The following is a 25,620-nucleotide window of genomic DNA, read 5'->3' on the forward strand; positions in this document are numbered from 1 at the left end:
CGGACTGTGCGGGGAAAAGTGTGGTGAAAATCGTGGCGTGCGGGGGACTGTGAACGCGGGCGCGAGAGAATCGTGAGAGACTAGTGCCGAGACCCCGTTGGGTCCGAGTTTCCGGATCGTGGCTCTCCTCACGGAGAGTCACGGAATCTCGCAATCTTTCGTGATAGCGGGAACACCGGAGCGGCTGCAAGCGTTCTTGACTGTGAAGACCCTGCTGCCGGGTGTTGCTCTGTGCAACCAACCGGACTTGACAGGGTCATAGTGGCGTTACCCACCGGGAGACTCCACGAATCACACGTGAGGAAGGTAATTCGTGCCAGCAACCGAGACCAGTTCTCAGAAGGCCCCGCAGCGGGCCAAGCAGCCACCGGCACCTGCCGCCGAGGCGGAGACTCCGGAGGAGGAGTTGACGCCGCAGCAGAAGGCCGCGCGCACCCGTGCTAGGAAGAAGGCCGCCGCAGAGGCGGCCGGCGGAGATTCAGCCGCGAAGTCGGCCCCGGCTAGCAAGGCTGCAGCCAAGAAGGCTCCCAAGCCGCCCGCCGACGAGGTTGACCAAGCGCCCGTGGAGCCAGAAACCGAGAAGCTTGAAAGCGAGAAAATCGCTGAGGCCGAGGAACCGACGAGCCCTCAGGGCGAAGTCAAAGGCAAGCCCGGCAAGGCTGAAGAGGAGAATCGCGGCTTCGTCCTCAGTACCTCGGACGATGACGATGCTCCGCAGCAGCAGGTGCTGGTCGCCGGCGCCACGGCGGACCCCGTCAAGGACTACCTCAAGCAGATCGGCAAGGTGGCTCTCCTCAACGCCGAGCAAGAGGTTGACTTAGCGCTGCGCATCGAGGCTGGCCTCTTCGCCAGCCACAAGTTGGCCCAAGAAGGCGAGACCATGGACAAGCGGCTTCGCTGGGACATGGAGCAGGTGGTCCACGACGGCAAGATCGCCAAGAATCACCTGCTGGAGGCTAACCTTCGCTTGGTCGTCTCCTTGGCCAAGCGCTACACCGGCCGCGGCATGCTCTTCCTGGACCTCATTCAGGAAGGTAACTTGGGCCTGATTCGCGCGGTCGAGAAGTTCGACTACACCAAGGGATTCAAGTTCTCCACCTACGCCACGTGGTGGATCCGTCAGGCGATTACCCGAGCCATGGCCGATCAGGCTAGGACCATTCGCATCCCGGTGCACATGGTGGAAGTGATCAACAAGCTGGCTCGCGTCCAGCGGCAGATGCTGCAGGACTTGGGCCGTGAGCCGACTCCGGAAGAGCTCGCCAAGGAGCTCGATATGACGCCGGAGAAGGTCGTCGAGGTTCAGAAGTATGGGCGTGAGCCGATTTCTCTGCACACCCCGCTGGGCGAGGACGGGGACTCGGAGTTCGGTGACCTCATCGAGGACTCGGAGGCCGTTGTTCCGGCCGATGCGGTGAGCTTCACGCTCCTGCAAGAGCAGCTTCACTCCGTTCTCGACACGTTGTCTGAACGGGAAGCCGGTGTCGTCGCGATGCGATTTGGGTTGACCGACGGTCAGCCCAAGACTTTAGACGAGATTGGCAAGGTCTACGGAGTCACCCGCGAGCGCATCCGCCAGATCGAGTCGAAGACGATGTCGAAGCTTCGCCATCCGTCTCGCTCGCAGGTGCTGCGCGACTACCTAGACTGAGCTCGGACAGAACCTTCAGCGGCCGATGGCCCGCCCCACGGGGCGGGCCATCCGTCGTTAAGGAGACGTCCAACCAGTGGAGAATGCTGGTTGGACCCACAAGCGACGAGGCCGGCCCCTTGCGCTGGGGCCGGCCTCGTGGCGGTGATCTTTACCGTGGTAACTGGCGACGGATTAGTCGTCGTCGAACGTGGGCTTCTCGTGGAGCTTGCTCGTCTCGTCTTGCCACTGCGTCGTCTGCGGGCGAAGCTTCGTCTCGACTTCTCGAGCATGATGTGCGCAGAAGAGGAGTTCTCCGCCCGAGGTCGCCAGAGTCGCGCGAACGTAGGCCTGAGCCCCGCAGCGGTCGCAACGGTCCAATGCGGTTAATCCGCGAGTTGCCACTGAAGTTGCAGTCATGACGACCTCCTCGTTTCTTTCGTGTACTCCATACAACCAGCAATCGAGGCGAAACCATCGCAATTTGGCCCTTCTTTCGCTCACCGCGTACCAGCGGTACGGGCTCAAACCGCGTGAAGTTGGGCCGCGCGGCGAGCCACGGTGCCGCGGAGCTGGGCCGTGAGTAGAGTTGAGATGATTGTTTCTGACCGCGTTCTTCGCCTACCCAAGGAGTTGCACCCGCGTGGCACCCAGTTCCGAGTACAGCGCACGTCACCTGTCCGTGCTCGAAGGCCTCGAGGCCGTTCGCAAGCGCCCGGGCATGTACATCGGCTCGACGGATTCGCGCGGTCTCATGCACTGTCTGTGGGAAATCATCGACAACTCCGTTGATGAGGCTCTGGCCGGGTACGGGCAGAATATCGAGATCATCCTGCACCCTGATGGCTCCGTCGAGATCCGGGACGATGGACGTGGCGTGCCCGTCGACGTCGAACCGCGAACGGGACTGACGGGCGTCGAGGTGGTCTTCACCAAACTCCACGCGGGCGGCAAATTTGGCGGCGGTTCCTACGCGGCCTCCGGTGGTCTGCACGGCGTGGGAGCCAGCGTCGTCAATGCGCTCTCATCGCGACTCGACGTCGAGGTCGATCGCGGCGGCAAGACGTACCGGATGCAGTTCCGCCGCGGTGAGCCGGGGCGTTTCTCCGATAGTGGCAAGCCGAAGCCCACGGCCAGCTTCAGCCCATTCGTCGAAAATTCAGAGCTCGACGTCGTCGGCAAGGCCAAGCGCGGCGTGACAGGCACACGCATTCGTTACTGGGCCGACGAGCAGATTTTCCTCAAGACCGCCAAGTTCTCCTACGAGGAGCTTCAGAATCGTGCTCGCCAGACGTCGTTTCTGGTGCCCGGATTAAGGATCGAACTGCGCGACGAGCGCCGCCTCGCCGGGACCCCTGGTGCAGAAGGGCCCGTCAGCGAGGTCTTCCACCACGATGGCGGACTGGCCGAGTTTGTGGAGTATCTGGCACCCGACGCCGCCGTGACCGACACCTGGCGCATTCACGGCACGGGAACCTTTACCGAGTCCGTGCCGGTCCTGGACGAGGCCGGGCACAGCAAAATTACGGACGTCGAGCGTGCTTGCGAGGTCGATCTGGCGTTGCGTTGGGGAGTTGGCTACGACACCACGGCGCGCACGTTCGTCAATATCATCGCCACACCCAAAGGCGGCACCCACCTGACGGGCTTTGAGCAGGCCTTGCTCAAGACGTTCCGGCAGCACATCACGGCCAATGCCCGCCGGCTGAAGGCCGGCAATGACAAGGTGGAGAAAGACGATGTCACCGCGGGACTCACCGCGGTCCTGACGGTGCGGCTCGCCGAACCCCAGTTTGAGGGGCAGACCAAAGAGGTGCTGGGCACCGCGGCTGTTCGTCAGATCGTCTCCAAGGTCGTCGAGAAGGAGCTGAAGGCCAAGCTCACCTCCAAGGCCCGCAACGACAAGCAGCAGGCGGCCCAGCTGTTGGAGAAGGTCGTCAACGAGATGAAGTCGCGCATCTCGGCTCGCGTCCACAAGGAAACGCAGCGCCGAAAAACGGCCCTCGAGGGGTCCTCGCTGCCGACCAAGTTGGCCGACTGCCGGAGCAATGACGTCGAAACCTCCGAGCTCTTCATCGTCGAGGGCGATTCGGCGCTGGGTACGGCCAAATTGGCCCGTAGCTCCGACTTCCAGGCGCTGTTGCCCATTCGCGGCAAAATTCTCAATGTGCAGAAGGCTTCGGTTGGGGACATGCTCTCCAACGCGGAATGCGCGGCGCTCATTCAAGTCATCGGCGCCGGCTCCTCGCGGAGCTTCGACCTTTCGGCGGCTCGATACGGCAAGGTGATTCTGATGACCGACGCTGACGTGGATGGCGCCCACATCCGGACGCTACTGTTGACGTTGTTCTTCCGGTACATGCGGCCGATGGTCGAAGCCGGCCGCGTCTATGCCGCCGTTCCGCCCTTGCATCGGGTGGAGGTGGTCACGCCGGGCTCCCAGCCGAACGAGATGATTTACACCTATTCCGAGGCAGAGCTCTACCGGGTGTTGGATCGCCTGGAGTCAGACGGACGGCGCTACAAGGAGCCGATCCAGCGTTACAAGGGCCTCGGTGAGATGGATGCCGAGCAGCTGGCCGAGACGACGATGGATCCACGCCACCGGATGCTGCGGCGGGTCAACATTGAGCAGGCTGAAGAGGCCGAGCGGATCTTCGAGCTGCTCATGGGCAGTGACGTTGCTCCGCGCAAGGAATTCATCATTAGCGGTTCTGAGCGCCTCGACCGCGAGCAAATCGACGTCTAGGAGCTCGTGGCAGCCGGTCCTCACGGCGATGAGCACTCGCCGGTGCGAGCTCTGGTGACGCTAGTACAGCAGTGCGGGCGCGACGAGCAGGACGGTGGGGGCCACCACGAGCAGGACGGAAACGGTGACGACGGTCAGCCACGCCCAACGGCTCAGCGGGGCCTCCGGAGTGATGAGGCGCTTGAGTCGCTGGGCGGAGAGATCTTCCTCGGGGAGACCTGAGGCAGAACCGGGCGCCGGAGCTTGGCCAGTGGCCGCTGTGACGAGGGCGCGCAGCAGAGCCTCACGCGAGGACTGCCGCAGGGCGACGTCGTCCGCCAGCATCTCGATGAGCTCATGGACTGCTGCGCGAGCTAACTTGGAGGTTGGCAGCCACGGCAGGGCCTGATGCCACGATTCGAAGGCCAACACCAGCAGATCGTGCCGCTGGTCCAAGTGAGAACGCTCGTGGGCGAGCACCGCCTCGAGCCCGTCGCGATCCAGAGCGTCCAGCAGCCCCTGTGATACGACCGTGAGCGAGCTGGTCACGCCGGGAAGGCAGTACGCGACCGGTCCCTCGTGTTGGACCACAACGGTGCGCGGATCGACTGCGGCGGGGCTGGAGAGCAGGTGGAGCAGCCTGCGGTGTCGCCGGCGATGGGCGTGCACGCGCACGGTGGTCAGGAGCAGCGTAAAGACGAGGTGCACGCCGAGGAGGAAGGCCGCGCTGAGGGCGAAGACGTGGACGATGCCCAGATGGTCCGTGGACAGGTCACCGGTAAAGATCTGGACCAGCCCGCCGAGACCCTGAAGTAGGTTGTCTCCCAGCGGCTCAAGGCCCCACACGAGCATCGCACCAATGATGGACAGGCCGCCAGCTAAGGCGATGGCCTGCCACAAAATGAGCGTCGCGAACGGCGAGCGGCTCGTAAACGTGGCGCGCGAGAGCCACAGCGGAACGGGCCATGCGAGGGCGATGGCCAGTGCCGCGAGAAGATACGAGGCCAGCAGCACGGCGGGGGCGCCTGGCTACGCGCTCTGTTCTGGTTGTTCGGTAGCTGACCGGCCAGGCGCGGGCGACTCGAGAAGCCGGCGCAGAGTGGCCGCCTCATCACCCGAAATTCCGCCGATGAACCGGGCCAAGACGGCCTCCCGGTCCATCACATTCCCGAGGGCCTCGTTCATGAGGTCAACCGTGTGTTCTTCGCGGGACATGACGGCGCGGTATCGGTGCGGCCGGGTATCACGCTCGCGGGCCACGAGATTCTTCTTCTCGAGCCGAGCGAGAACCGTCAGGACGGTCGTCACGGCGAGTTCACGTCCGTCGGCCGTGTCGGCCTGAGCGAGCGCATCACGCAACGTATTTGCCGTGGCTGCCTCGGGGTGGTCCCACAGAAGGTCCATGACGGAGCGCTCAAGGTCGCCGAGTGAGGCCACTACGTCTTCCTGCTTTCGTGATTCGGGTGCTACTAGATCGTGCGCTACAAATTTACCCCGAAACGCGCCAGATTTCTACGCGAAGTAGAATCGAGAGTATTCTACGAGTTGTAGAAGTTGCCGGGGTGCTCGCCCCGGCCCCCATGCACGTTGTAGGGGAGGACCCCGATGGACCCACTTGAGATCGCACGGTGGCAGTTTGGCATCACCACCGTTTACCACTTCCTCATGGTCCCCTTGACGATTGGTTTGGGCGTCCTGGTGGCCGCACTCCAGACCGCATGGGTCGTCACGGGGCGCGAGCACTATCTTCGGATGACGAAGTTTTGGGGCAAGCTGTTCCTGATCAACTTCATCATGGGCGTTGCCACCGGACTCGTGCAGGAGTTCCAGTTCGGAATGGCCTGGAGTGAGTACAGCCGATTTGTCGGCGACGTGTTCGGGGCCCCGTTGGCGATGGAAGCGCTGCTCGCCTTCTTCGTCGAGTCGATCTTTCTGGGACTGTGGATTTTCGGCTGGAAGCGCCTGCCAAAACTGGCGCATTTGGCCTGCATCTGGGCCGCCTCGTTGGCCACTATCGTCTCCGCCTACTTCATCTTGGTGGCCAATTCGTGGATGCAACATCCAGTCGGCACCGAAATGATCGACGGGCGGGCGGTGATGACGGACGCGTGGGCGGTCTTTACCAACAACACCGCCCTCGTGACCTTCCCCCACACGATCTTTGGCGCGTTTGCGGTGGCGGGTGCGTTCCTGCTCGGTATCGCGTGGTTCCACCTCTACCGCCGCCGCGCCGCGGGCATCGACACCGTGGATGAGGCTGGCCGCGTCGTCGTTGGTGCGTCCACGGTGCACGGCAAGAACAGAGACGAGACGGACTACCGGGTGTGGTTTTCCTCGCTGCGCCTCGGCGCCGTCGTGGCGCTCGTGTCCTTCCTCGGCGTGGCCTTTAGTGGTCACGCACAGGCCCAGCTCATGTTCGAACAACAGCCGATGAAGATGGCTGCGGCCGAGGCCGCCTGCCATGACGGCACCGGGTTCTCGGTGCTGTCCGTCGGAGACCTCAGCGGCGACGGCGCCACGACGTGCGACGACATCGTAGGGGTCTACGAGATTCCGGGCCTGCTCTCCTTCCTAGCTAACGAGGACTTCACTACCGAGGTCAAAGGCGTCAACACGCTGCTACCGGAGTACCAGGAGAAGTACGGAACGCACCTTCCCGACGACTCGATCTACGGGGACCGTGCGGGGGAGGAAATCAATTACCTGCCGCTCATGGAGGTGACCTACTGGGGCTTCCGCATCATGATCACCCTCGGCGGTCTCTCCGCGGCCGCGGCCGCCGTCGCGCTGTGGATGACCCGGCGCGGGACCGTGCCGCGGAGCAAGTGGCTCTCGCGGCTGGCCGTCTTCGGGATCTTGGCCCCCTTTGGTGCCAATAGCGCTGGCTGGATTTTCACCGAGATGGGGCGCCAACCGTTCGTGGTGGCTCCCAACCCCACGTTCGACGGCGTGGACCAAGTCTTCATGTTCACCGCGGCCGCCGTCTCGCCGGGGGTGAGCGCGGGGGAGATGCTCTTCTCGCTCATCGCGCTGACCAGCGTCTATGCGGTCCTCCTGGTGGTCGAAGTGGTGCTGCTCTGCCGCTTCATTCGCGGTGGCGTCGCCTCCGCCATGCCCGAATTACTCGAGGACGAACGCCCCGAGAGTACGGACGACGACGTCTTGGCGTTCGCCTACTAGTCACCGGTCGAGGAGTCATCATGGAATTTCTTCCCACGTTGTGGTTCATTCTCATCGCTGTCCTCTGGGCCGGGTACCTCTTCCTGGAGGGGTTCGACCTCGGCGTCGGCATGTTGCTCGGCGGATTCGCCCGTTCGGAACGGCAGCGCCGCGTCCTCATCAACACGGTCGGTCCGGTCTGGGACGGCAACGAGGTCTGGCTCGTGACGGCCGTGGGCGCGACGTTCGCGGCCTTCCCGCACTGGTATGCCTCCCTGTTGGCGGCTCTCTACGTTCCTCTCGCCGTGGTGTTGCTGGCGTTGATCTTCCGGGCGGTGGCCTTCGAGTACCGCGGCAAGGCAGAGCGCGAACTCACCCGCCGGCTGTGGACGATCGCCCTCTGCGGCGGCAGCTGGGTCACCGCATTCGGCATCGGGGTCATGTTGGCCGCCACAACCACGGGTCTGCCCTTGAACGCCAACGGGGACCGGGTGGGCGGTCCATTCGCCTGGCTCACCGGAGACACGGCGCTCGGTGGCTTGGCGGTCGTGGGATTTAGCCTGGCACAAGGCCTTGCCTTTGTGGCGCTGAAGACCGATGGTGACGTGCGGCAACGCGCCTCCCGGTGGCTGGCACGCGGCCTGCCCGCGCTCGTGCTGCCGCTGGTGTGGTGGGCCCTCGCCCTCGTCGTTCCCGGACAGCAGCCGGCGGCGCTCGCGGCGCTGGCCGCGGGGCTCATCGCAGCGGCCCTGGCCTGGGCGTGCGCTGCTCAGCGCTGGGAGGGGCGGGCCTTTCTCGCCCTCGGACTCTTTCTCTTGGCTTGCATCGGCGCGATCTTCACCGCGGCCTACCCGGTCGTGCTGCCCTCCACCGTCAATGCGGCGTTCGACCTGACGGTCACCAACGCCTCTTCTTCGCCCTACACCCTGCAGATCATGAGCGTGATCGCCGCCTTCGGTCTTCCACTGGTACTGGCGTATCAAGCGTGGACGTACTGGGTGTTCCGGCGCAGGATCACGGAACACAGCATTCCGGCCGCCCACACCGTCACCCCACTCGAATCATGAAACCGCTCGAACCGCTCTTGACCGCAGGGGTGCGGGGCACGCGGACGTACCTGACGCTCCTGGCCGTGTGCGGGCTCGTCAAGGCCGTCGGAGTGATCATGGTGGCCGAGGCGCTGGCGGTCGCCATCGCTCAGCTGGCGGCCAATGCACCCCTCGACGCGCACCGGTTGCTCGTTGTGGGTGGTGCCGGTGCCGCCGCCCGCGGCCTGGCCTCGGCCGGGATGTCACTGGTCTCGCGCCGGCTCGGGGCGGGCACCAAGGAGGTGTTGCGGACCCGGCTGCTTCGGCGATCGTTCGCTTCAACTCGTGCAGACGACGGCGAGGTCGCCACCCTAGCGACCCGCGGCCTCGACGGGCTCGATGCGTACGTGAGCACCTACCTGCCCGCGCTCATGACGGCCGCCGTCGTCCCGATCGTGGTGTGGGTACGCATCGCCGCCGCTGACTGGGTGTCAGCGCTGATCGTGGCCCTCACTGTCCCACTCGTGCCCCTGTTTATGGTGCTGATCGGGCTGCACACTCAGGATCGCATCAACGCCGCGGCTGACTCGGCAGCCCGGCTGACGGGCTCCCTGACGGAGTTGGCCCAGGGGCTGCCCGCGTTGCTGGGAGTCCGCCGGGCACAGCGCGGCGGCCACGCCCTGGCCGCGGCGACCGAACGCTCCCGTGAAGCCACGATGAGGACCTTGCGCACCGCATTGATGTCTTCCCTGGCCCTCGAACTCATCGCCACCATTTCTGTTGCCGTCGTGGCCGTGTTCGTCGGCATTCGGCTCGTGCACGGAGACATGGCACTAGCGGCCGGCCTCTTGGCCTTGATCCTGGCTCCCGAGTGTTACCTGCCGTTGCGGGATGTCGGCTCCGCGTTCCACGCCTCGGAGGACGGTGCCGAGGCCTTCCGGCGCGTGCGAGCGCGCACGACGGGCGAGGCCGCGCCGGCAGGATCCGGAGACCGGGGCGACGCCGTGAGGCAACCCACCGGTGCGGGGGAGCGGAAACGTCGCCGCGGTGAGGTTCTCCTGGCGGTGGACCACCTGACGGTCGAGGCCGACGGGCGGACGATCGCCGGGCCGCTGACGCTCCGCTTGGGGCCGTCTCAGGTGCGCGTCCTCGACGGCGCCTCCGGGACGGGCAAGACGAGCCTGCTGACCGAGTTGGTCCGGACGAGTCCCGAACCGGTGGTCTGGATACCGCAACACCCGGTGACCACGGAGTCCACGGTCACCGCGGAGCTGGAGCTGTATGCGGGGAACGCTGTGCCGCCCGCCGCGGTCGCCTCCGCACTGTCCGCCGTCGGCCTTGACGTGCGTCCCACGACGGACCCGGCCAGCCTGAGCCCGGGGGAGCTCCGCCGACTGGCCGTCGCTCGCGCGCTCGTGCGCATCCGGCTCGGCGCGCCGGTCGGCGTCGTGCTTGCCGACGAGCCCACCGCGCACCTCGACGCCGACGCTGCCGCGGCGGTGCGCACCTGTCTCGAGGAGATCATCTCCACCCGCGCCGCCGTGATTGCCACCCACGACCCGCTGCTGGCTCAGCGCCTGCGCGGGGCGAACCGAGGGGCCGGATCGGGGGAGAGCGCGGGCGAGTCTGCCCCGGGGCCAGACCGAGGCCGCGAGGAGAAGCGCTCGCGTGCGCCTCAGACAGCGATCCGGGCCCGCGGGTCCGTCCAGAAGGTGGCAGCGACGCTCCCGACGCGGCGGCTCGCCGTGGCCCTCCTCGTGGGGGCCGTAGCAGGCCTGTTCGCCGTGGCGCTCACTGGAGTCTCCGGGTGGCTCATCGTCTCCGCGAGCTATCAACCGCCGATGCTGCACCTGATGGTCGCGATTGTCGGGGTCCGTTTCTTCGGACTCGGGCGGTCCTGCCTGCGCTACCTAGAGCAGTTGCTGGTCCATGACGCCCTCCTACGCTGGTCTGCGACGATTCGATGGCGCCTCTGGGATGCTCTGGTGACGCAGCCGCGGTGGTGGAAACAGATGACGCGCGGGTCCGGGGCGCTGGCGTTGCTTGTCACGCGGGTCGACGAGGTTCGGGATCAGTTGCCGCGCGTCGTGGCCCCTTTCGCGGTGGCCGTCGCCGTGGTGCTGGGCGTCTGCGTGGCGCTGGCCGTGTGGGCACCGAGCGCCGTGCCCGTCGGACTCACCGTGGCGTTCGTGGGTCTCGTGCTCGTCCCGATGTTCGTGGTGTGGGCCGACTCTGGGGCCGCGGCGGCCGAGGCGGAGCACCGTGCCTGGTTGGCGAGCCGCGTGCCCGCGCTCCTGCGCGCCGCACCCCAGCTGCGGGGGAACGGGGCCGCCCATCGGGCGCTCGCCGAGTTCGAGCGCCACGATGTGCAGGCTTCCCGCCGGCTCATCAAGACCGCCCGCGGCGTCGCCCTAGCCACCGCGGTGGCGGCGGCCGTGTCCTCGCTGGGAGCCGTCGCCGTCCTGCTGCTCGCTCCAATCGGCGTTGACGCGCGGCATGCTGCCATGTCGGCTTTGCTGGTGCTAGCGCTCGCCGAGCCCCTGACGTCGGCCGCTCTGGCCGCCCAGCGCGTACGCCCGTTGGCGAAGAGCCTGCAATCCGTCGGAGACGTCCTGCCGGACCCTCGCACGGACGCGCGGGTGAGCCGAACAGCGGCGAGCGACGCCGGGCCCACTGGATCCGTCGAGGGTCTGCGCGTCCGCTCCCTGACGGCGGGCTGGGAACCGGGCCGTCCCGTGCTGTCGAACCTGTCCCTCCAAGTGCATCGAGGCGAGGTGGCCGCGCTCACCGGGCCGTCCGGCGCGGGCAAGTCCACCGCCCTAGCAGTCCTGATGGGCGCGCTGGCGCCTGAACAGGGGTATTTGGAGGTCAGGCGCGGGGACCGCTGGGAGCCCTTTGCGGCGACCGATGCTGACCGCGTGGCGTGGTGTCCGCAGGAGGCCTACCTCTTCGACTCGACGGTGGCCCGCAATCTCGGCCTCGGCCGGGACGCGCAGACGGATCCGGTGACCGAGCGGGAAATGCTCGCTGCGCTCGACGCCGTCGGACTGGGGCCCTGGCTGGCCGCCCAGCCGCTGGGACTCCAGGCGCGCATCGGGGCCGGGGGACACACCCTGTCCGGCGGTGAACGGCAGCGGCTGGCCGTCGCGCGCGCCCTGCTGACTCGGGCCGACGTCGTCCTCCTCGACGAACCGACGGCCCACCTCGGCGCGGACGAGGCCGTCTCCGTCATGCGTGACGTGCGGTCCGCTTTGGCACGCCGGGCCGTGGTGCTGGTGACCCACGACCCGGCGCTGGTGGATTCGCGCGAGACCCACGTGCGGCTCGAGGCAGGCGCCGTGGATCCCGTCGCAGCCTCACCGTGAGGGGTTAGTCCTCGCTGCGCAGCACGCCAGCGTCATCGAACGGGATGGAGTCCTGTTCCGGCGCCGCGAGCGGCGGTCGCTGCGTACCGGACGTCCCGGTGGCCGCCTCGCCAACTGCTGGGGTCTCGTCCGACGACGACGGCGTCGCCTCGGACAGCGAGCCCGCCAGCAGGTCGACGCGCTGCGCCAGCGGAACGCCGGAGCCGTCTCGGCGGCCGTGCTCGGTCGGCAGGGCGCGGGCCACTCCCGCAGCCGACGAGGCGCGGGCGGGGCCGTGACCGGCGAAAGCCAGCGACAGCCGATCTTCACCCTTCAAGAAGCGGTGAGCCCGCACGCCCGCCGTTGCACGGCCCTTGGCCGGGTAGTCGGCGAATGGGGTGACCTTGGCCGTGCCTGCCTCAGTCCCCGGCAGCACGTCCGAGCCGGTGGCGATCGTGACGACGACGGCCTCAGGGTCGTCGTCGTGGGCTACCCCGAAGAAGATGGCTGCATCATCTGCGGCCAGCTTGATGCCGGCGATGCCCCGTCCCAAACGCCCTTGCGGCCGAACGGTGGACGCCGCGAAGCGCAGAAGCTGTGCCCCGCGCGTGACGAAGACCAGCGCGTCCTCGTCACGCGCGGGGGCGGCGCCGATGACCTCATCGCCGTCTTTCAGCGTGACGGCCTCAAACTCATCGCGATTCAGCGGGTATTCAGGGCTAACCCGCTTGACGACGCCGCCAGCCGTGCCGAGGGCGAAGACCTCGGTCATTGGGACGAGAGCCACCACCGCCTCCCCCTTGTTCAGGGACACGAAGTCCTTGACGGGCACGCCCTGGGTCAGCTGCGGGAAGCCGGCGGTTCGCTCGAGGACCGGCAGGTCAACCGCCTGAAGGCGGATGAGGCGGCCCGCGGAGGTCACCGCACCCACCTCGCCCCGAGCCGTCGCGGGGATGAGCGAGCGCAGCCCGTCGTGCTTAACTCGCGCGCCGCCGCCGGCGAGGGGGGTGCGGTCCGCGGTGCGGGCAATCTGCCCGGAGGCGGACAACACGGCGAAGCACGGGTCATTGGAAATTTCCAGCGGCAGCGACGAACCGGCCCCCTTGGTGGGCTTTGCCTCCGCGGCGCTGGGCATCGCAGTGCCCTTGAGCGGCTTGCCATCCTCCTTGGTCAGCAGCGTTGTCCGGCGTTCGGTTGCGAACTGCTCGGCCATCGCGGCCAACTCCTCAGACACCGTCGCGCGGAGCTTGGATTCCGAGGCCAAGATGGCTTCCAATTCCTCGATGGCCTGCTTAAGCTCGTCCCGTTCCGCCTCCAGCTCGATCTGCGAATACTTGGTCAACTGGCGCAGCCGCAGCTCCAAGATGTGGTTGGCCTGGACATCCGTCAGGTCGTAGATCGTCATCAGGCGGTCCCGCGCGGCGGCCGTCTGCTCGGAAGAGCGGATGATCTGGATGACCTCGTCGATATCGAGGATGGCCACTAAGAGGCCCTCAACCAAGTGCAGGCGGTCCTGCTTCTTTTTGAGCCGAAACGCGGTGCGACGACGGACCACATCGATGCGGTGGTCCACGTAGACCTGGAGCAGTTCGCGCAGGCCCATCGTGCGCGGTTGGCCCTCCACGAGGGCCACGTTGTTGATGCCGAACGAGTCCTCCATCGGCGTGTACTTGTACAGCTGGGCGAGGACGGCGTTGGGATTGAACCCGTTCTTCAACTCGATCACGAGCCGCATCCCGTTCTTGCGGTCCGTGAGGTCGACGACATCGGAGATGCCGGTCAGTTTCTTGGCGGTGACGGCGTCCTTGATTTTTTCGATGACCTTCTCGGGGCCGACCATGTACGGCAGTTCGGTCACCACCAGCCCTTTCTTGCGGGCTGAAATCTGCTCGAGGGAGACCTTAGCGCGGGTCTTGAACGAGCCGCGGCCCTTGGCGTAGGCATCCCGAATGCCCGACAGGCCGACGATCGTGCCACCGCCGGGAAGGTCCGGGCCCGGAACCCACGCCATCAGGGCCTCGAGGGTCGCGTCGGGATGGTCAATGAGGTGGCGGGCCGCTGCGATGACCTCGCCCAAATTGTGTGGGGCCATGTTGGTGGCCATGCCCACAGCGATGCCTGTGGTGCCGTTGACAAGCAGGTTGGGGAACGCCGCCGGCAAGACATCCGGCTGCTGCAACTGGTTGTCGTAGTTGGGGACGAAGTCGACGACGTCCTCGTCCAGGCTGGCGGTCATGGCCAACGCGGCCGGGGTCAGCCGGGCTTCCGTGTACCGCGCCGCGGCCGGACCGTCGTCGAGGGAACCGAAGTTGCCGTGCCCGTCGACGAGCGGTACCCGCATCGCAAACGGCTGCGCGAGGCGCACCATCGCGTCGTAGATGGCTCCGTCGCCGTGCGGATGAAGCTTGCCCATCACCTCACCCGTGACGCGAGCACTCTTCACGTGGCCCTTGTCCGGGCGCAATCCCATCTGGGTCATCATGTAGAGAATGCGGCGTTGAACGGGCTTGAGGCCGTCCCGGGCATCCGGCAGCGCGCGTGAGTAGATGACCGAGTAGGCGTACTCGAGGAACGAATCCTCCATCTCCCGGCTCACATCGATATCGACGATGTTCTCCGTGAAGTCCTCGTCCAGGATGGACTTGCTTCGACGCGCCATAGGTTGGATGGCCACCTTTCCGTTCTCTCATCGGCATCCCGCGGCGGTAGACGCGAAATTCCCGGGTTCAGGCCGTAGGCTAACCCTATGGCGGATCGAGGCAAAACCGGCGAATATCCGGCCCACTGGGAAGCAGATGTCGTGCTGCGGGACGGGACGACCGCGCACTTGCGGCCCATCGCTCCCACCGACGCGGACGCCCTGCAGCGCATGCACTCGGCCCAATCACAGACCTCCATCTACCTGCGCTTCTTCACCTACAAGTCCCACTTGACCCGGAAAGAGCTTGAACGGTTCACGCAGGTCGACCATCGCAACCGCGTCGCGTTCGTCGTGGTGCGGCGGGAGCAGATCATCGGCGTCGGCCGGTATGACCGCCTGGATCATCCCACCGAGGCCGAGGTCGCCTTCAACGTCGCGGACAACACGCAGGGTCAAGGGGTTGGCTCCATCCTGCTGGAGCATCTCGCGGCAGCCGCGCGGGAGAACGGGATTGAGCGCTTCAGCGCCGAGGTCCTCCCGGAGAACCGGAAGATGCTCGCTGTTTTTGCGGAGGCCGGCTATGAGGTGGCCCGCAAATTTGACGACGGCGTCGTCGCGCTTGAATTTCCCCTCGACCCCACGGACGCATCGCGCGCGGTCATGGAAGCTCGCGAACACCGGGCGGAAGCCCTCAGCCTCGGCGGGCTCCTGGCCCCTCAGTCGGTCGCCGTCGTCGGCGCGAGTCGAGAGTGGGGGTCGGTGGGCTACTCCTTGCTGGAGAACATCATCGAATCTGGTTTTACGGGCGCGGTCTACGGGATCAACCGGGACGCATTCGAGTTGGCGGGAATGGTCTCCTACAACCGACTCACGGACGTGCCCGATCGCGTGGACCTTGCGGTGATCGCCGTGCCGCGGGAGGAACTGGACTCGGTGATTGTTGACTGCGCGCAGAGCGGCGTCAAAGGCGTCGTCGTCGTCACCGACGGGTTCGAGGGTGGAGGGGACGATGCCGCCGCCCTGCAACGCCACCTCGTTAAGCTCGCCCGTGGCAACGGGATGCGCTTGGTGGGGCCAGCCTCGCTCGGCCTCGTGAACACTGCGGCCGAGGTCCGGCTCAACGCCTCCGTGGCGCCCGCGATGCCCAAAGCCGGTTCGTTGGGACTGTTCAGCCAATCGGCGGCCATGGGCATCATTCTCTACACGACGGCCACCCGCCGCGGAGTCGGCGTCTCGTCGATCGTCTCCGCCGGTCACCGCGCCGATGTGTCGGGCAATGACGCGATGCAGTTCTGGGAGGACGACGAGTCCACCTCGGCGGTGGGGCTGTACCTCGAGAGTTTCGGCAACCCTCGCAAGTTCTCTCGCATCGCGCGGCGGCTCGCGCGGCGCAAGCCTGTCATCGTCGCCAAGAGCGACTATATGGGCGTGCGCTTGCCGCCAGGGCACTCCGTGCGCACGACGCAAGCACCGCTCGGGGCCGTCGACGAAATGCTCCGTCAGTCCGGGGTGATTCGGGTCGCGACCAACGAGCAACTGCTCGACGTCGCCCAAATTGTCGCCAGTCAGCCGCTGCCCGCCGGCCCGCGCGTCGGAATCCTCTCCAATTCCTCGGCGCTGGCCGACGTCGTCGCTGACACCGCCACCCAGCATGGAATGACACCAGCGCACGTGGTGGGGCAGCTCGACCTCGAGGATGGGCAATCCCGTGCGCTGCCGCGGCTGCAACGTGCGCTCGCCGAGGTCATGGGGGACGACGACGTCGACTCGGCGCTCGTGGTGTTGTTGCCCGTCCGTGGGATCGCCCTCTCCACCCTCGCGCGGGCGATCTACGATGCGGCGCGGCACGCGCAGAAGCCCGTCGTGGTCGCGTTCGCTGGGCAGCTCGACTCGGCGTTCCCGGCCGAGGGCGTCTTGGAGGAAGGCGAAGGGGCTGCGGCGGCTGACTCATCGGCCGGCACCTTGGCTGGCCTGCAACCCGCCGTTCCGTACTTTGCCAGCCCGGGCCAAGCAGCTGAGGCACTGGGGCGGATCGTTCACTACGTCGCGTGGCGGGAGCGAGACTTCGGCCAGCCCCTCGAGCTACAGGACGTGGACACCGCCCGTGCCGAGCGTTTGATTGACGGCCACCTGAGCCGTGTGAATGACACGGAGCTCGTGCGCCTGAGCGCCGCGGAGGCGGCGGAATTGTTGGGCTGCTACGGGCTGGAGGTCCTCGAATCCGTGCCGTTCACCACGGAGGAGGAGGCCCTCGCGACCGCCGAACGCATCGGCTACCCGCTGGCCCTGAAAACGACGGACCAACACCTGCGGCATCGCCTCGACCTGGGCGGAGTGCGCCTGAACATCTACGATGCGGACAGCTTGCGCGGGAACATCGCCCACATGCGGGAGATCTTGGCTCCTTTCGGCGCGGTGGGCTTGGAACTGCAGGCGATGGCCCCGTCCGGGCAGGGGTGCGTGGTGCGAGCGCTCGAGGACCCGCTGCTCGGCCCGTTGGTCTCCTATGGGCTCGCCGGAGATGCGGTCAACCTTCTCGACGATTGGGCCCACGCGATCCCGCCGCTGTCCAGCACGGACCTTGACGAGTTTGTCCGGACCCCCAGCGCCTCCCGGAAGTTGTTTGGATATCAGGGAGTGCCGGCCCTCGACGTCGAGGCGCTCAAGGATGTGCTGCACCGGGTGGCGACGTTGAAGGACCAGCACCCGGAAATCGCGCTCGTGGAATTCAACCCGCTCTTGGTCTCGGAGGCCGGTACGACGATCCTCTCGGCCGACGTTCACATCGGCAATGCGGCGGAACGGACCGACAGCGCGCGGCGCTCGATGCCGAACTTCTAACCCCAGCCGCCAGCCGTCGGGGACGGCGGTGGGGTCCGGCGGGTCCGCGTCGATAGACTGGGAGGCATGTTCTCTCGTACCCCGTCTGCGGCGCACTCTGACGACCCCCTTTCAGCACTACGGCAGAGCCTGACCATGGCCGCGTTCTACCCGCAGCTCGTCGAGGACGTCGTCGTCGATGCCCTCGATGCGGAGACCCCGGTGGACCACTTCGTCCATCTGGAGACGCACTTCGACCGGGACGAGGTCCACCGTCACATCACCGCCCTCGTCGTGACCGAGGACGTGCTCGTCATCGCTCACGTGGACGACCAGCAGCTGGACGAATCGGGTGCCCACGTGGTGGCCCAAGCGTCGACGGAGTCGATCCCTGTGGCCCGCATCGGATCCGTGCTGCTGAGCTCGATGCACCACCAGCCGCAGTCCTACTCCAGCGGTGATCCGGTGAAGGAAATGACGCTGGCGATTGCCTGGTCCGGCGGCCAGCGCCTCGATCTGGTGCCGGCCGGTTGCGCGGACCCGGAGTGCGATGCGGACCACGGCTATACGGGAACCGTGGCACGGGAAGACTTGGTGTTGCGCATTAGCGCGGAAGCCGATGGGCCGCACGCAGTGCAGAACGCTCGGCGGTTTGCGCGGAACCTGCGCAAAATCAACACGGCGGCCGCTCTGGGGCGCCCGGTGCGCGGCCAGCAGGATCGCGCGTGAGCGAGCACGACCTCCCGCCCGTACCACGCTACGCCAGCGCCCACGTCTCCCAGGTGCTGCCCAGCGCAGCCGCGGTCCTCGGCGTGCCGGGGGTAGAGAACGTGTTGGGCCTGCCGGCCGCGCGCCGCGTGTGCGTCGTGATGGTGGACGGGCTGGGATCCTCCCTCTTGAAGTCCCGAGGTGCACACGCCCCCTTCCTGCGCCGGGCCATGCAACAGAACAACCAAACGCTTGACGCGGCCTTTCCCACGACGACGGCCAGCTCGCTGGCGAGCTTTGGCACCGGCCTGGCGCCCGGCGAGCACGGCCTGGTGGGGTACGACGTCGTCGATCCCGCCTCGCGGCGCGTCGTGAATCAGCTCGGCAACTGGCCGGGCTGGCTGGATCCACGTGTGTGGCAGCCGAAGCCGACGGTGCTGCAACGGGCCGCGGACGTCGTCAGCACCACCACGGTCAGCCTGCCGGCGTTCGCCGATTCGCAGCTGACGGCGGCTGCGCTGCGCGGCGGATCCTTCGTCGGCGCCAAGACTCTTCAGGCCCGCGTCCAAGCGGCGCAGCAAGCGCTGGCGGGCAGCGAGCGGTCCTTGGTGTATCTCTACATCAACGAACTCGATAAGGCCGGGCATCGGCACGGCGCCGCGTCCGTGGAGTGGGGCGAACAGCTCGAGGAGCTTGATTTTGCCCTGCGCAGCCTCGTGGCGCGGCTTCCCGCCTCAACTCTGGTTTTGGTCACTGCGGATCATGGGATGGTGGACGTTCCCGCCTCCCGCCGCATTGACTATTCGCAGCGAAGCCACCTCATCGACGGCGTGGAGCTGACGGCGGGGGAGCCGCGGGCAGTTCAGCTCCATCTGGCCGCGGGAGTCGAGCCCGAGGAGGTTGCGCGTCGGTGGCGCGCCGAGTTTGGTGCCGGGGTGTGGGTCATGACGCGGGAGACGATGATCCAGCAGGGCTACTTTGGGCCGCGGATCCGTGAGGACGTCACCGAGCGCATCGGCGACGTCCTCATCATGGGCCGCGAACCCGAGCTGGCCCTGTACGACGGGCGCCGAGTGGCACCCCACGCGTTCGAGATGGTGGGGCAGCACGGATCGTTGACGCGCGCAGAGCGGCAGGTCCCGTTGATCGAGGTCGCCCGGACCTGAAACGCCCCGTGACCGGTCAGTCGGACTTCTTGCCGAAGACGATCTCGTCCCAGCTGGGGACCGACGAGCGCTTGGGTTTCTGCTTCTTGGGCGCGGTGTCCTCGCCCTGCTCGTCCCCGTCGCCGGCGGGCGAGGCGTCGTCGGCTGGTTCGCCATAGCGGACCGCTCGCAGGTTCGGGACGACCGTAATATCGCTGGTGTCGGTGCTCACACCGTCGTGCAGTCGCGGCAGGGCTTCGTTCGCTGATTCGTCCTCGGAGTCGTCGGCAAACTCAAAGCGGTGATGTCCGGCGTACTCTTCGTCGCGCGGGTGCGCGGCGGGGATGCCCTTGGCGAGCATTTCTGCCAGCTGGTCGTCGCCGTCCTCGTCGTCACCGAGGCGCTGCCCACGGCGAGACCGCAGTAGGTCGAGGAATTCGTCCTGAGCGCGTGACTCGTCGGTTTCACGTCCCGGGGCGTCCTCGGCGGCGCTCGGTGCGGTAGCGGCTGATTCCACGTCGGCGTCGGCCTCGACGTCGAACGGCCGATCCTTCACTGCCGTTAAGCGGCGCGCGGTCAGTGGCGAGTCCAGCGGCTCCAGCTCGGACAGGACCTGGCTCCACCGGTTGGTGTTCTGCAGCAGTTTGCGGCTGGGATGGAACGTCCAGCGTGCCGGTGGCTCGTCGCCGATGGATGCCGCGTGGGAATTCTCGGGAAGAGTGAAAGCGGCGCTCACGTCCCACGAGCCGTCGGACCGGCGCGCGGCATCCCATTCCACGGTGTCCGTGCCCACACCGAAGCTCGCGAGCCGGACCCGCACCATATCGCCGAGGGTGGCGGGTTCGTCGCCAAAGGCGGACCGGTACGCGTCGTGACCTTGCGGTGCGGACACCTCGATGCCTTGGGCCTGCTGGGCCACAAAATCGCGCTCGGCGTACACCGGTCCGGCATAGCGCATGATGGAGGCATGCTCTAGGCCCGTCTCTTCGGCGAGCTGTTCGGCCGAGGCGCCGGCGCGGATCCGGGCCTGGATTTCGCGCGGGGACAGCGGCTGCGCGTCCTCAGCAGCAGTGGACGCACGCGTCGAGGGCCGGGCGACGGCGGCGCGCAGCGCCTCGTCGAGCGGCAGTCGGAACGTTGCGCCCTCGGGGGACGAGACCAGCAGGTGCTCGCCGTCCTCATGGACGCCCACCAGACGGAGTTGCTCCATTCCAATCCTCCACACACCGTTGACTACTGCCTCAAACTCTGCCACCGAACACCGCAGAAAACGATGATTTTCGGTGGTGTGGCGTTGCCCGAAATGTGGTTGGTTCCGCTTCCACCCGGCCGCTATCCGGCTCGTCGCTGAAGATGCTGCGTTCGGGGATTGGCTTTTTTGTCCTCGATGGTGAACAATCTGTGCGTCACGGGCATGCGAAGCCCCTTTCGTGCCCTCTGCGAGCGGCCAACCGCCTGCAGACACAGAGTAAGCAGCTAACACCGGAGCGTGATTCACAGACTATGGCGACCGACTACGACGCGCCGCGTAAGAACGACGAGGAGATCAACGAAGACTCCATCGAAGAGCTCAAGGGCCGGCGCTCCGACAAGCAGTCCTCTGTCGTGGACGAGGACGAGGCGGAGACCGCGGATAGTTACGAACTTCCGGGCGCCGACCTGTCCGGCGAAGAACTCCAGGTCCGGGTCCTGCCGGCTCAGGCCGACGAGTTCACGTGTGCTTCCTGCTTCCTGGTGCGCCACCGCTCCCAGGTCGCCAAGGAAAAGGGCGGACTCTTTTATTGCAAGGATTGCGAAGGCTAACTCTGGTCGCCCGCGCACCGTGAAACTGACGACGGCGCCGCTCACCTCCTGTGGTGAGCGGCGCCGTCGTCTCTACCGGACGGGCCCGGTGGTTTAGCTGCCGGAGGAGTCGAGCGCGGCGAGGAGTTCGTCAGGGCGCCGCGTGCTCGTGATCCAGTAGGGGGTGGCGTCCTCGGGATCGGTGACCTGGAGGGTCACCACCGGGTCGATCCACCCGCGGAAACACATGTAGGCGGTCCCGTTGAGGTCGCGACCGCGTGCGGCGTGGGCGTCCTCGCCGCGGAACGCGGCCACGTCGCCGATGAACCGCCGTTCGATCCGTGCCCGGCCCACCCGGACCCACTGCTCGTCCACTTCGATGCGGCCGGACGTCATCGTGTGATTGATGAGGACCACGACCAGCAGGGCAGCCACCACGATGCCTGCAGTCAGGCCGGCGCCGACGCTGATGGGGGCGAACATGACGTAGGCGGCGCCGCCGGTTCCGAGCAGCACAATCCAGATCCACCAAGCAGGCCAGAGGTACTCGCGGAAGGTCGGGTGAGTGGGCGAAGGGGATGAAGCGGACGAATCAGGCATGTCACCAGTCTAGATTCACGCGGGCGTGGAAAGTGACTAGAGTGATGTGGGCAGCCGCACCCCAGCCCGTAGGAGAGTCTCCCCCATGAGCGCCGAAGCCACCCTCGACGTCGAGCTGACCTTGCTCGACGACGGCATCGAGCCGCCGTCGTATGCCCACCCGGGCGACGCCGGAGCCGACTTGCGCGCGCGCGTCGACGTGACGCTCGCGCCGGGGGAGCGCGCATTGGTGCCGACGGCCGTGGCGCTGGCCCTGCCCTTCGGGTATGTGGGCCTGATCCACCCCCGTTCAGGGTTGGCCACCAAGCACGGGCTGACGGTGGTGAATGCGCCGGGCACGGTCGACGCCGGGTACCGCGGGGAGATTGCGGTGACCCTACTCAACACGGACCGCGAGGCAACGATCGAGCTGCGCCGTGGCGACCGGATCGCCCAGCTGGTGATCCAGAAGGTGGAGACGGCTCGCTTTGTGCCCGTCGATCGGCTGGCCGACTCAGCCCGGGGCTCCGGGGGATTCGGATCCACGGGCGGGTTCGGGGCGCAGCCCCACTAGCGCTACCGTTAGCCAGAGCCCCCTGACGTGCTGTGTGCGCGCCGTGCGGGCGTTAAGAACGCGAAGAGCCGGCGCGCCGGCGCGAGGAGCATGATGATTTTCAAGCGCAAGAAGCGCACGGATGAGGCCCCAGTGGAACCGGGGGTGGCGGCTGAACAGGCGACCGAGCAGGATGCGGCACGCGGGCCCTTCGACGCTGCCGAGGCACCCGAGAACGATGCGTACATTGACCTTGGATCGCTGCGCGTGCTGCCCGTCGAGGGCATGCAGATGCGCCTAGAGATCGAGGACAAGACGAAGCGAGTGATCGCCGTCGCGCTGGAGATGGACGGGTCTCGGATTCAGCTTCAGGTCTTTGCCGCACCCAAGTCCGAGGGGCTTTGGCCGCGCATCCAGGAGCAGATTGCCGCCGGGATCGACAAGCAGGGCGGCAAAGTTGACACCATCACGGGCCGTTTCGGTGACGAACTCGTCGCGCGCGTGCCCGCCAAACGCCCCGACGGCACGCAGGGTGTCATGGTCGCCCGCTTCCTCGGCTTTGACGGCCCCCGATGGTTCCTGCGCGGAGTCATCGGCGGCCCGGCCGCGCTCGACCGGGAGAAGGCGCGTGTTCTGGAAGAGCGCATGGAATTGGCCATCGTGGATCGGGGCGAGTCGCCCATGCCTCCGTCCGAGCTGCTGCCGCTGAAGGTCCCGGAGGGGGCGACCCCGCGGACGGCCGAGCAACAGCAGGGCTCCGACGCCGACCGCAACGCCGCGCCGAAGCCCCCCGAACGCGGCCCGGAAATCACCGAGATCGGCTAGCCCCGTGGCAGATCTGCGCAACATCGCGGACGTCTCCACCGGTGCCGGCCAGCCACTCGCCGGGGTCGAACAGTGCACGAGCATCGCGGACATTCCGGAGCGTGGGCGTGTCGTGACGGGTGGGTTCGTGGAGTACGTCCGGTATGCGGCCGCCACCGATGCCCCGGAATTCGTGGCCAGCATCATCGATGCGCCTGCCGGCCCGGGTGGGCGGCGCGCACCGGCTCCACGCATGCTGGTGGTATGGCACGGTCAACGCCGGGTACCGGGCGTCGAGCAGGGGGTGTGGATCCGCGTGATTGGGGCGTTGTCCCGGCAGAAGCGGGTCCCGGTGATGTATGACCCCAACTACGAAATTCTGGCCTCGCGGCGGGAATTGACGGACCGGCTCACCACCAAGCGCCAGGTTGACGCGCACGTGAAAGGAAAAAGTCCCTCATGAGTGGTTCCGAGGAACCCCAACAGCACTCGCGCGAGGACGTGGCTCGCCAAGTGGCTGCCAGCGCGGGCGTGCGTCGCAGCGCGGATGGTCAAGTTGATGTGCTCGGTACGATTGGCGGCTGGCGGGGCCTCGTGGAGGCCATCGTGCCGGGGCTGGTCTTCATCGTGGCGTTTACCGTCACCATGCAGCTCAATGCGGCCCTCATCGGCGCCCTCGGCGTCGCCGCGGTGTTCACGGTCATTCGCCTCGTTCAGCGACAGCCGCTCACGCAGGCGCTCACCGGCCTCGGTGGGGTAGTCATTTGCGCTCTCTTTTCCCGGACCACCGGGGAAGCCCGGGGGTTCTACGTGCCGGGATTTTTCACGAACATTGCCTACGGTGCCGCGCTGATGGTCTCCATCTTCGTGAAGTGGCCCCTCATGGGCTTGGTTTTCGGATTCATCCGCGGTGAGGGCCTACAGTGGCGGAGCCAGCGCCCGCGCCAGCGAGCCTACGCCATCGCCACGTGGTGCATTGTGGCCGTCTTCGCGGCGCGCCTCGCGGTCCAGCTGCCGTTGTATTTTGCGGCAGCGAACGACGCCGGAGCCTTGGCCGCCCTCGGCTCGGCGCGCCTGATCATGGGCGTCCCGTTGTACGCCATGGGACTGTGGGTCGCGTGGATGCTGTCCCGGCCGCAGGGCTCGGACCAGAAGACGGCGCAGGCCTCCGGCGAGTGAGGCCGCCCCACCGGTGGTGGGGCGGGGTCAGTCCGCGGCGCGCAATGCCCCGCGCAGGTCGTCTTCGGCGGAGATCGCGGTAATGAAGAACACCTCGTCCCCTCCCTCGATGACGTCGTCCGGGCTCGGCACGATCGGAACATCGTCGCGCAGCAGGGCGACCACGACGGTGTCTTCCGGCCACTGAATGGACCCGAGGGTCTGACCGATCAGTTTCGAGTCGGATGGCACCGTGAACTCGACCATCGACGTTTCACCCGTGCGCAGCGTCAGCAGCCGAACCAGGTCACCGATCTCGACGGCCTCCTCCACCAGTGCAGTCATGAGCCGCGGCGTGTTCACGGCGACGTCGACGCCCCACGAATCGTCGAACATCCAGTCGTTCTTCGGGTTGTTGACGCGGCCGACGGTGCGGCGGATCCCGAACTCGCTCTTGGCGAGCAGGGAGACCACGAGGTTGACCTTGTCATCACCGGTGGCCGAGACGACGACGTCAGCCGAGTCAAGCTCGGCATCCTGCAACACGCTGAGCTCGCAGGCGTCCCCGATGAGCCACTCGGCCTCCGAGAGGTCGCTGCGGCCGAGCGACTCAGGCTTGGCGTCGATGAGCAGGACGCTGTGGCCGTGTCCCAAGAGCTCCTTAGCGATGGACGAGCCGACGCTGCCCGCACCCACGATGACGACTTTCACTTCTCCTCCTCGTGGCCGGCCTCGGCCTCCGCGATGGCCCGGCGCGCGGCACCCGGCAGGCGGGACGGGGCGGCCGAGAGCGTGCGTTCGATCTCGCGCGTTGAATCAACGGGCATCATGGCGTGCAGGATGTCGCCCTCTTGCAGGCGCGTTTTGGGTGTGGGAATCATGCCCTGGCCAAACCGGGTCAGGTAGGCCACGCGTACCTGGGCGGCCGTCTCGATGTCGGTAATGAGCTTGCCGTACCAGTCCCGGTGCACGCTCACTTCGCCCAACAGCAACCGCCCGGAGGCCTCGCGGAAGTCTCCTTGAACACCGGTTTCCGGCAGGATGCGGCGCAGCACCTGATCGGCGCTCCAGCGAACCGCGGCGACCGTGGGGATCCCGAGGCGCTGATAGATCTCCGCGCGCCCCGGATCATAGATGCGGGCCACCACGTGGGGGACGCCGTATGTTTCGCGAGCGACGCGCGTGGCGAGGATATTCGAGTTGTCCCCGCTTGAGACGGCGGCAAAGGCGTATGCGTCTTCGATCCCGGCGCGTTCAAGGGTCTCCCGGTCAAACCCGACCCCCGTGACGCGCCGGCCGCCGTAGCGGCGGCCGAGCCGCCGGAACGCGCGCTCGTCTTGGTCGATGATTGCCACGGTGTGCCCGGCTTCGTCGAGGGTATGGGCGAGCGTCACCCCGACGCGTCCGGCCCCCATGATGACGAAATGCGGCATGTTTGCCCTTTCGCTTGCTGCCCGCTGGGCGGATTTGACCTCCGCCGATCCAGAATTGCCTCTAGTTTGTCATGGCTGCCCGGCTCATGGCGCGGCCACGCGCGGGGC

General features: G+C 66.8%; 21 protein-coding genes. 13 read left to right on the top strand and 8 right to left on the bottom strand.

Features of this window, described 5'->3' with window-relative positions; all coding sequences use genetic code 11:
- Positions 1-313: 313 nt before the first annotated feature.
- Positions 314-1,651, top strand: a complete 1,338-nt coding sequence (locus tag IW252_RS12325; protein WP_196836827.1) for an RNA polymerase sigma factor — start codon at positions 314-316, stop codon at positions 1,649-1,651.
- Between the two features lie 174 nt (positions 1,652-1,825).
- Here the strand turns inward: IW252_RS12325 and IW252_RS12330 are convergent, their stop codons facing one another.
- Positions 1,826-2,050: a DUF7455 domain-containing protein gene (locus tag IW252_RS12330; protein ID WP_196836828.1), complete on the bottom strand. Its 225-nt coding sequence runs from the start codon at positions 2,048-2,050 to the stop codon at positions 1,826-1,828.
- A 223-nt stretch (positions 2,051-2,273) separates the two neighbouring features.
- Between IW252_RS12330 and IW252_RS12335 the strand changes: the two genes are divergently transcribed.
- Positions 2,274-4,379 (top strand): DNA gyrase/topoisomerase IV subunit B, encoded by a 2,106-nt coding sequence (locus IW252_RS12335; RefSeq protein ID WP_196836829.1) that lies wholly within the window; start codon positions 2,274-2,276, stop codon positions 4,377-4,379.
- Positions 4,380-4,439: 60 nt separating this feature from the next.
- Here the strand turns inward: IW252_RS12335 and IW252_RS12340 are convergent, their stop codons facing one another.
- Together IW252_RS12340 and IW252_RS12345 are read right to left on the bottom strand one after the other, a co-directional pair.
- Entirely contained in the window at positions 4,440-5,372 is a 933-nt protein-coding gene (locus IW252_RS12340) for a M56 family metallopeptidase (protein ID WP_196836830.1), read from the bottom strand.
- A gap of 15 nt (positions 5,373-5,387) precedes the next feature.
- Positions 5,388-5,795 (bottom strand): BlaI/MecI/CopY family transcriptional regulator, encoded by a 408-nt coding sequence (locus tag IW252_RS12345; protein WP_196836831.1) that lies wholly within the window; start codon positions 5,793-5,795, stop codon positions 5,388-5,390.
- A gap of 168 nt (positions 5,796-5,963) precedes the next feature.
- On the opposite strand from IW252_RS12345, the gene IW252_RS12350 reads away from it, so the two are divergent.
- The 3 genes from IW252_RS12350 to cydC are packed head-to-tail and all read left to right on the top strand — an operon-like array spanning position 5,964 to position 11,910.
- Positions 5,964-7,538: a cytochrome ubiquinol oxidase subunit I gene (locus IW252_RS12350; RefSeq protein ID WP_196836832.1), complete on the top strand. Its 1,575-nt coding sequence runs from the start codon at positions 5,964-5,966 to the stop codon at positions 7,536-7,538.
- Between the two features lie 20 nt (positions 7,539-7,558).
- Positions 7,559-8,584: a cytochrome d ubiquinol oxidase subunit II gene (cydB, locus tag IW252_RS12355; protein WP_196836833.1), complete on the top strand. Its 1,026-nt coding sequence runs from the start codon at positions 7,559-7,561 to the stop codon at positions 8,582-8,584.
- Positions 8,581-11,910: a thiol reductant ABC exporter subunit CydC gene (gene cydC, locus IW252_RS12360; protein WP_196836834.1), complete on the top strand. Its 3,330-nt coding sequence runs from the start codon at positions 8,581-8,583 to the stop codon at positions 11,908-11,910. The genes cydB and cydC overlap by 4 nt, the downstream gene beginning before the upstream one ends.
- Before the next feature lie 4 nt (positions 11,911-11,914).
- Here the strand turns inward: cydC and IW252_RS12365 are convergent, their stop codons facing one another.
- Entirely contained in the window at positions 11,915-14,548 is a 2,634-nt protein-coding gene (locus IW252_RS12365; protein ID WP_196836835.1) for a DNA gyrase/topoisomerase IV subunit A, read from the bottom strand.
- Positions 14,549-14,635: 87 nt separating this feature from the next.
- Between IW252_RS12365 and IW252_RS12370 the strand changes: the two genes are divergently transcribed.
- The 3 genes from IW252_RS12370 to IW252_RS12380 all read left to right on the top strand — a co-directional run bounded on the left by IW252_RS12370 (position 14,636) and on the right by IW252_RS12380 (position 19,224).
- Positions 14,636-17,371 carry a bifunctional acetate--CoA ligase family protein/GNAT family N-acetyltransferase gene (locus IW252_RS12370; RefSeq protein ID WP_196836836.1) on the top strand — a complete coding sequence of 912 codons (2,736 nt, stop codon included), beginning with the start codon at positions 14,636-14,638 and terminating at the stop codon, positions 17,369-17,371.
- A 66-nt stretch (positions 17,372-17,437) separates the two neighbouring features.
- The gene (locus IW252_RS12375; protein ID WP_196836837.1) at positions 17,438-18,079 is read left to right on the top strand and encodes a DUF5998 family protein; all 642 of its coding nucleotides are present in this window, start codon (positions 17,438-17,440) and stop codon (positions 18,077-18,079) included.
- Positions 18,076-19,224: an alkaline phosphatase family protein gene (locus tag IW252_RS12380; RefSeq protein WP_196836838.1), complete on the top strand. Its 1,149-nt coding sequence runs from the start codon at positions 18,076-18,078 to the stop codon at positions 19,222-19,224. The genes IW252_RS12375 and IW252_RS12380 overlap by 4 nt, the downstream gene beginning before the upstream one ends.
- Before the next feature lie 16 nt (positions 19,225-19,240).
- On the opposite strand, the gene sepH is transcribed toward IW252_RS12380, so the two are convergent.
- Positions 19,241-20,413 (bottom strand): septation protein SepH, encoded by a 1,173-nt coding sequence (sepH, locus tag IW252_RS12385; RefSeq protein WP_196836839.1) that lies wholly within the window; start codon positions 20,411-20,413, stop codon positions 19,241-19,243.
- 293 nt (positions 20,414-20,706) lie between these two features.
- Here sepH and IW252_RS12390 point away from each other — a divergent pair, with 293 nt between their 5' ends.
- Positions 20,707-21,006 carry a DUF4193 domain-containing protein gene (locus tag IW252_RS12390; RefSeq protein WP_196836840.1) on the top strand — a complete coding sequence of 100 codons (300 nt, stop codon included), beginning with the start codon at positions 20,707-20,709 and terminating at the stop codon, positions 21,004-21,006.
- 93 nt (positions 21,007-21,099) lie between these two features.
- Here IW252_RS12390 and IW252_RS12395 read toward each other — a convergent pair whose 3' ends face one another.
- Positions 21,100-21,585, bottom strand: a complete 486-nt coding sequence (locus IW252_RS12395; protein ID WP_196836841.1) for a DUF3093 domain-containing protein — start codon at positions 21,583-21,585, stop codon at positions 21,100-21,102.
- A gap of 85 nt (positions 21,586-21,670) precedes the next feature.
- On the opposite strand from IW252_RS12395, the gene dut reads away from it, so the two are divergent.
- The 4 genes from dut (at position 21,671) to IW252_RS12415 (ending at position 24,100) form a co-directional block, all read left to right on the top strand.
- Entirely contained in the window at positions 21,671-22,138 is a 468-nt protein-coding gene (gene dut / locus IW252_RS12400) for a dUTP diphosphatase (protein ID WP_196836842.1), read from the top strand.
- Positions 22,139-22,228: 90 nt separating this feature from the next.
- Positions 22,229-22,942: a DUF3710 domain-containing protein gene (locus IW252_RS12405; protein ID WP_231366007.1), complete on the top strand. Its 714-nt coding sequence runs from the start codon at positions 22,229-22,231 to the stop codon at positions 22,940-22,942.
- Between the two features lie 4 nt (positions 22,943-22,946).
- Positions 22,947-23,384 carry a hypothetical protein gene (locus IW252_RS12410; protein WP_196836843.1) on the top strand — a complete coding sequence of 146 codons (438 nt, stop codon included), beginning with the start codon at positions 22,947-22,949 and terminating at the stop codon, positions 23,382-23,384.
- Positions 23,381-24,100, top strand: coding sequence for a DUF3159 domain-containing protein (locus IW252_RS12415; protein WP_196836844.1), 720 nt, complete (start codon positions 23,381-23,383; stop codon positions 24,098-24,100). Before IW252_RS12410 ends, IW252_RS12415 begins: the two co-directional genes overlap by 4 nt.
- A gap of 27 nt (positions 24,101-24,127) precedes the next feature.
- On the opposite strand, the gene IW252_RS12420 is transcribed toward IW252_RS12415, so the two are convergent.
- On the bottom strand, positions 24,128-24,790 hold the full coding sequence (locus IW252_RS12420; RefSeq protein WP_196836845.1) for a potassium channel family protein: 663 nt from the start codon (positions 24,788-24,790) through the stop codon (positions 24,128-24,130).
- Entirely contained in the window at positions 24,787-25,512 is a 726-nt protein-coding gene (locus tag IW252_RS12425) for a potassium channel family protein (RefSeq protein WP_196836846.1), read from the bottom strand. Before IW252_RS12425 ends, IW252_RS12420 begins: the two co-directional genes overlap by 4 nt.
- Positions 25,513-25,620 lie beyond the last annotated feature (108 nt).

This window comes from Zhihengliuella flava (assembly GCF_015751895.1).
Lineage (GTDB): Bacteria > Actinomycetota > Actinomycetes > Actinomycetales > Micrococcaceae > Zhihengliuella > Zhihengliuella flava.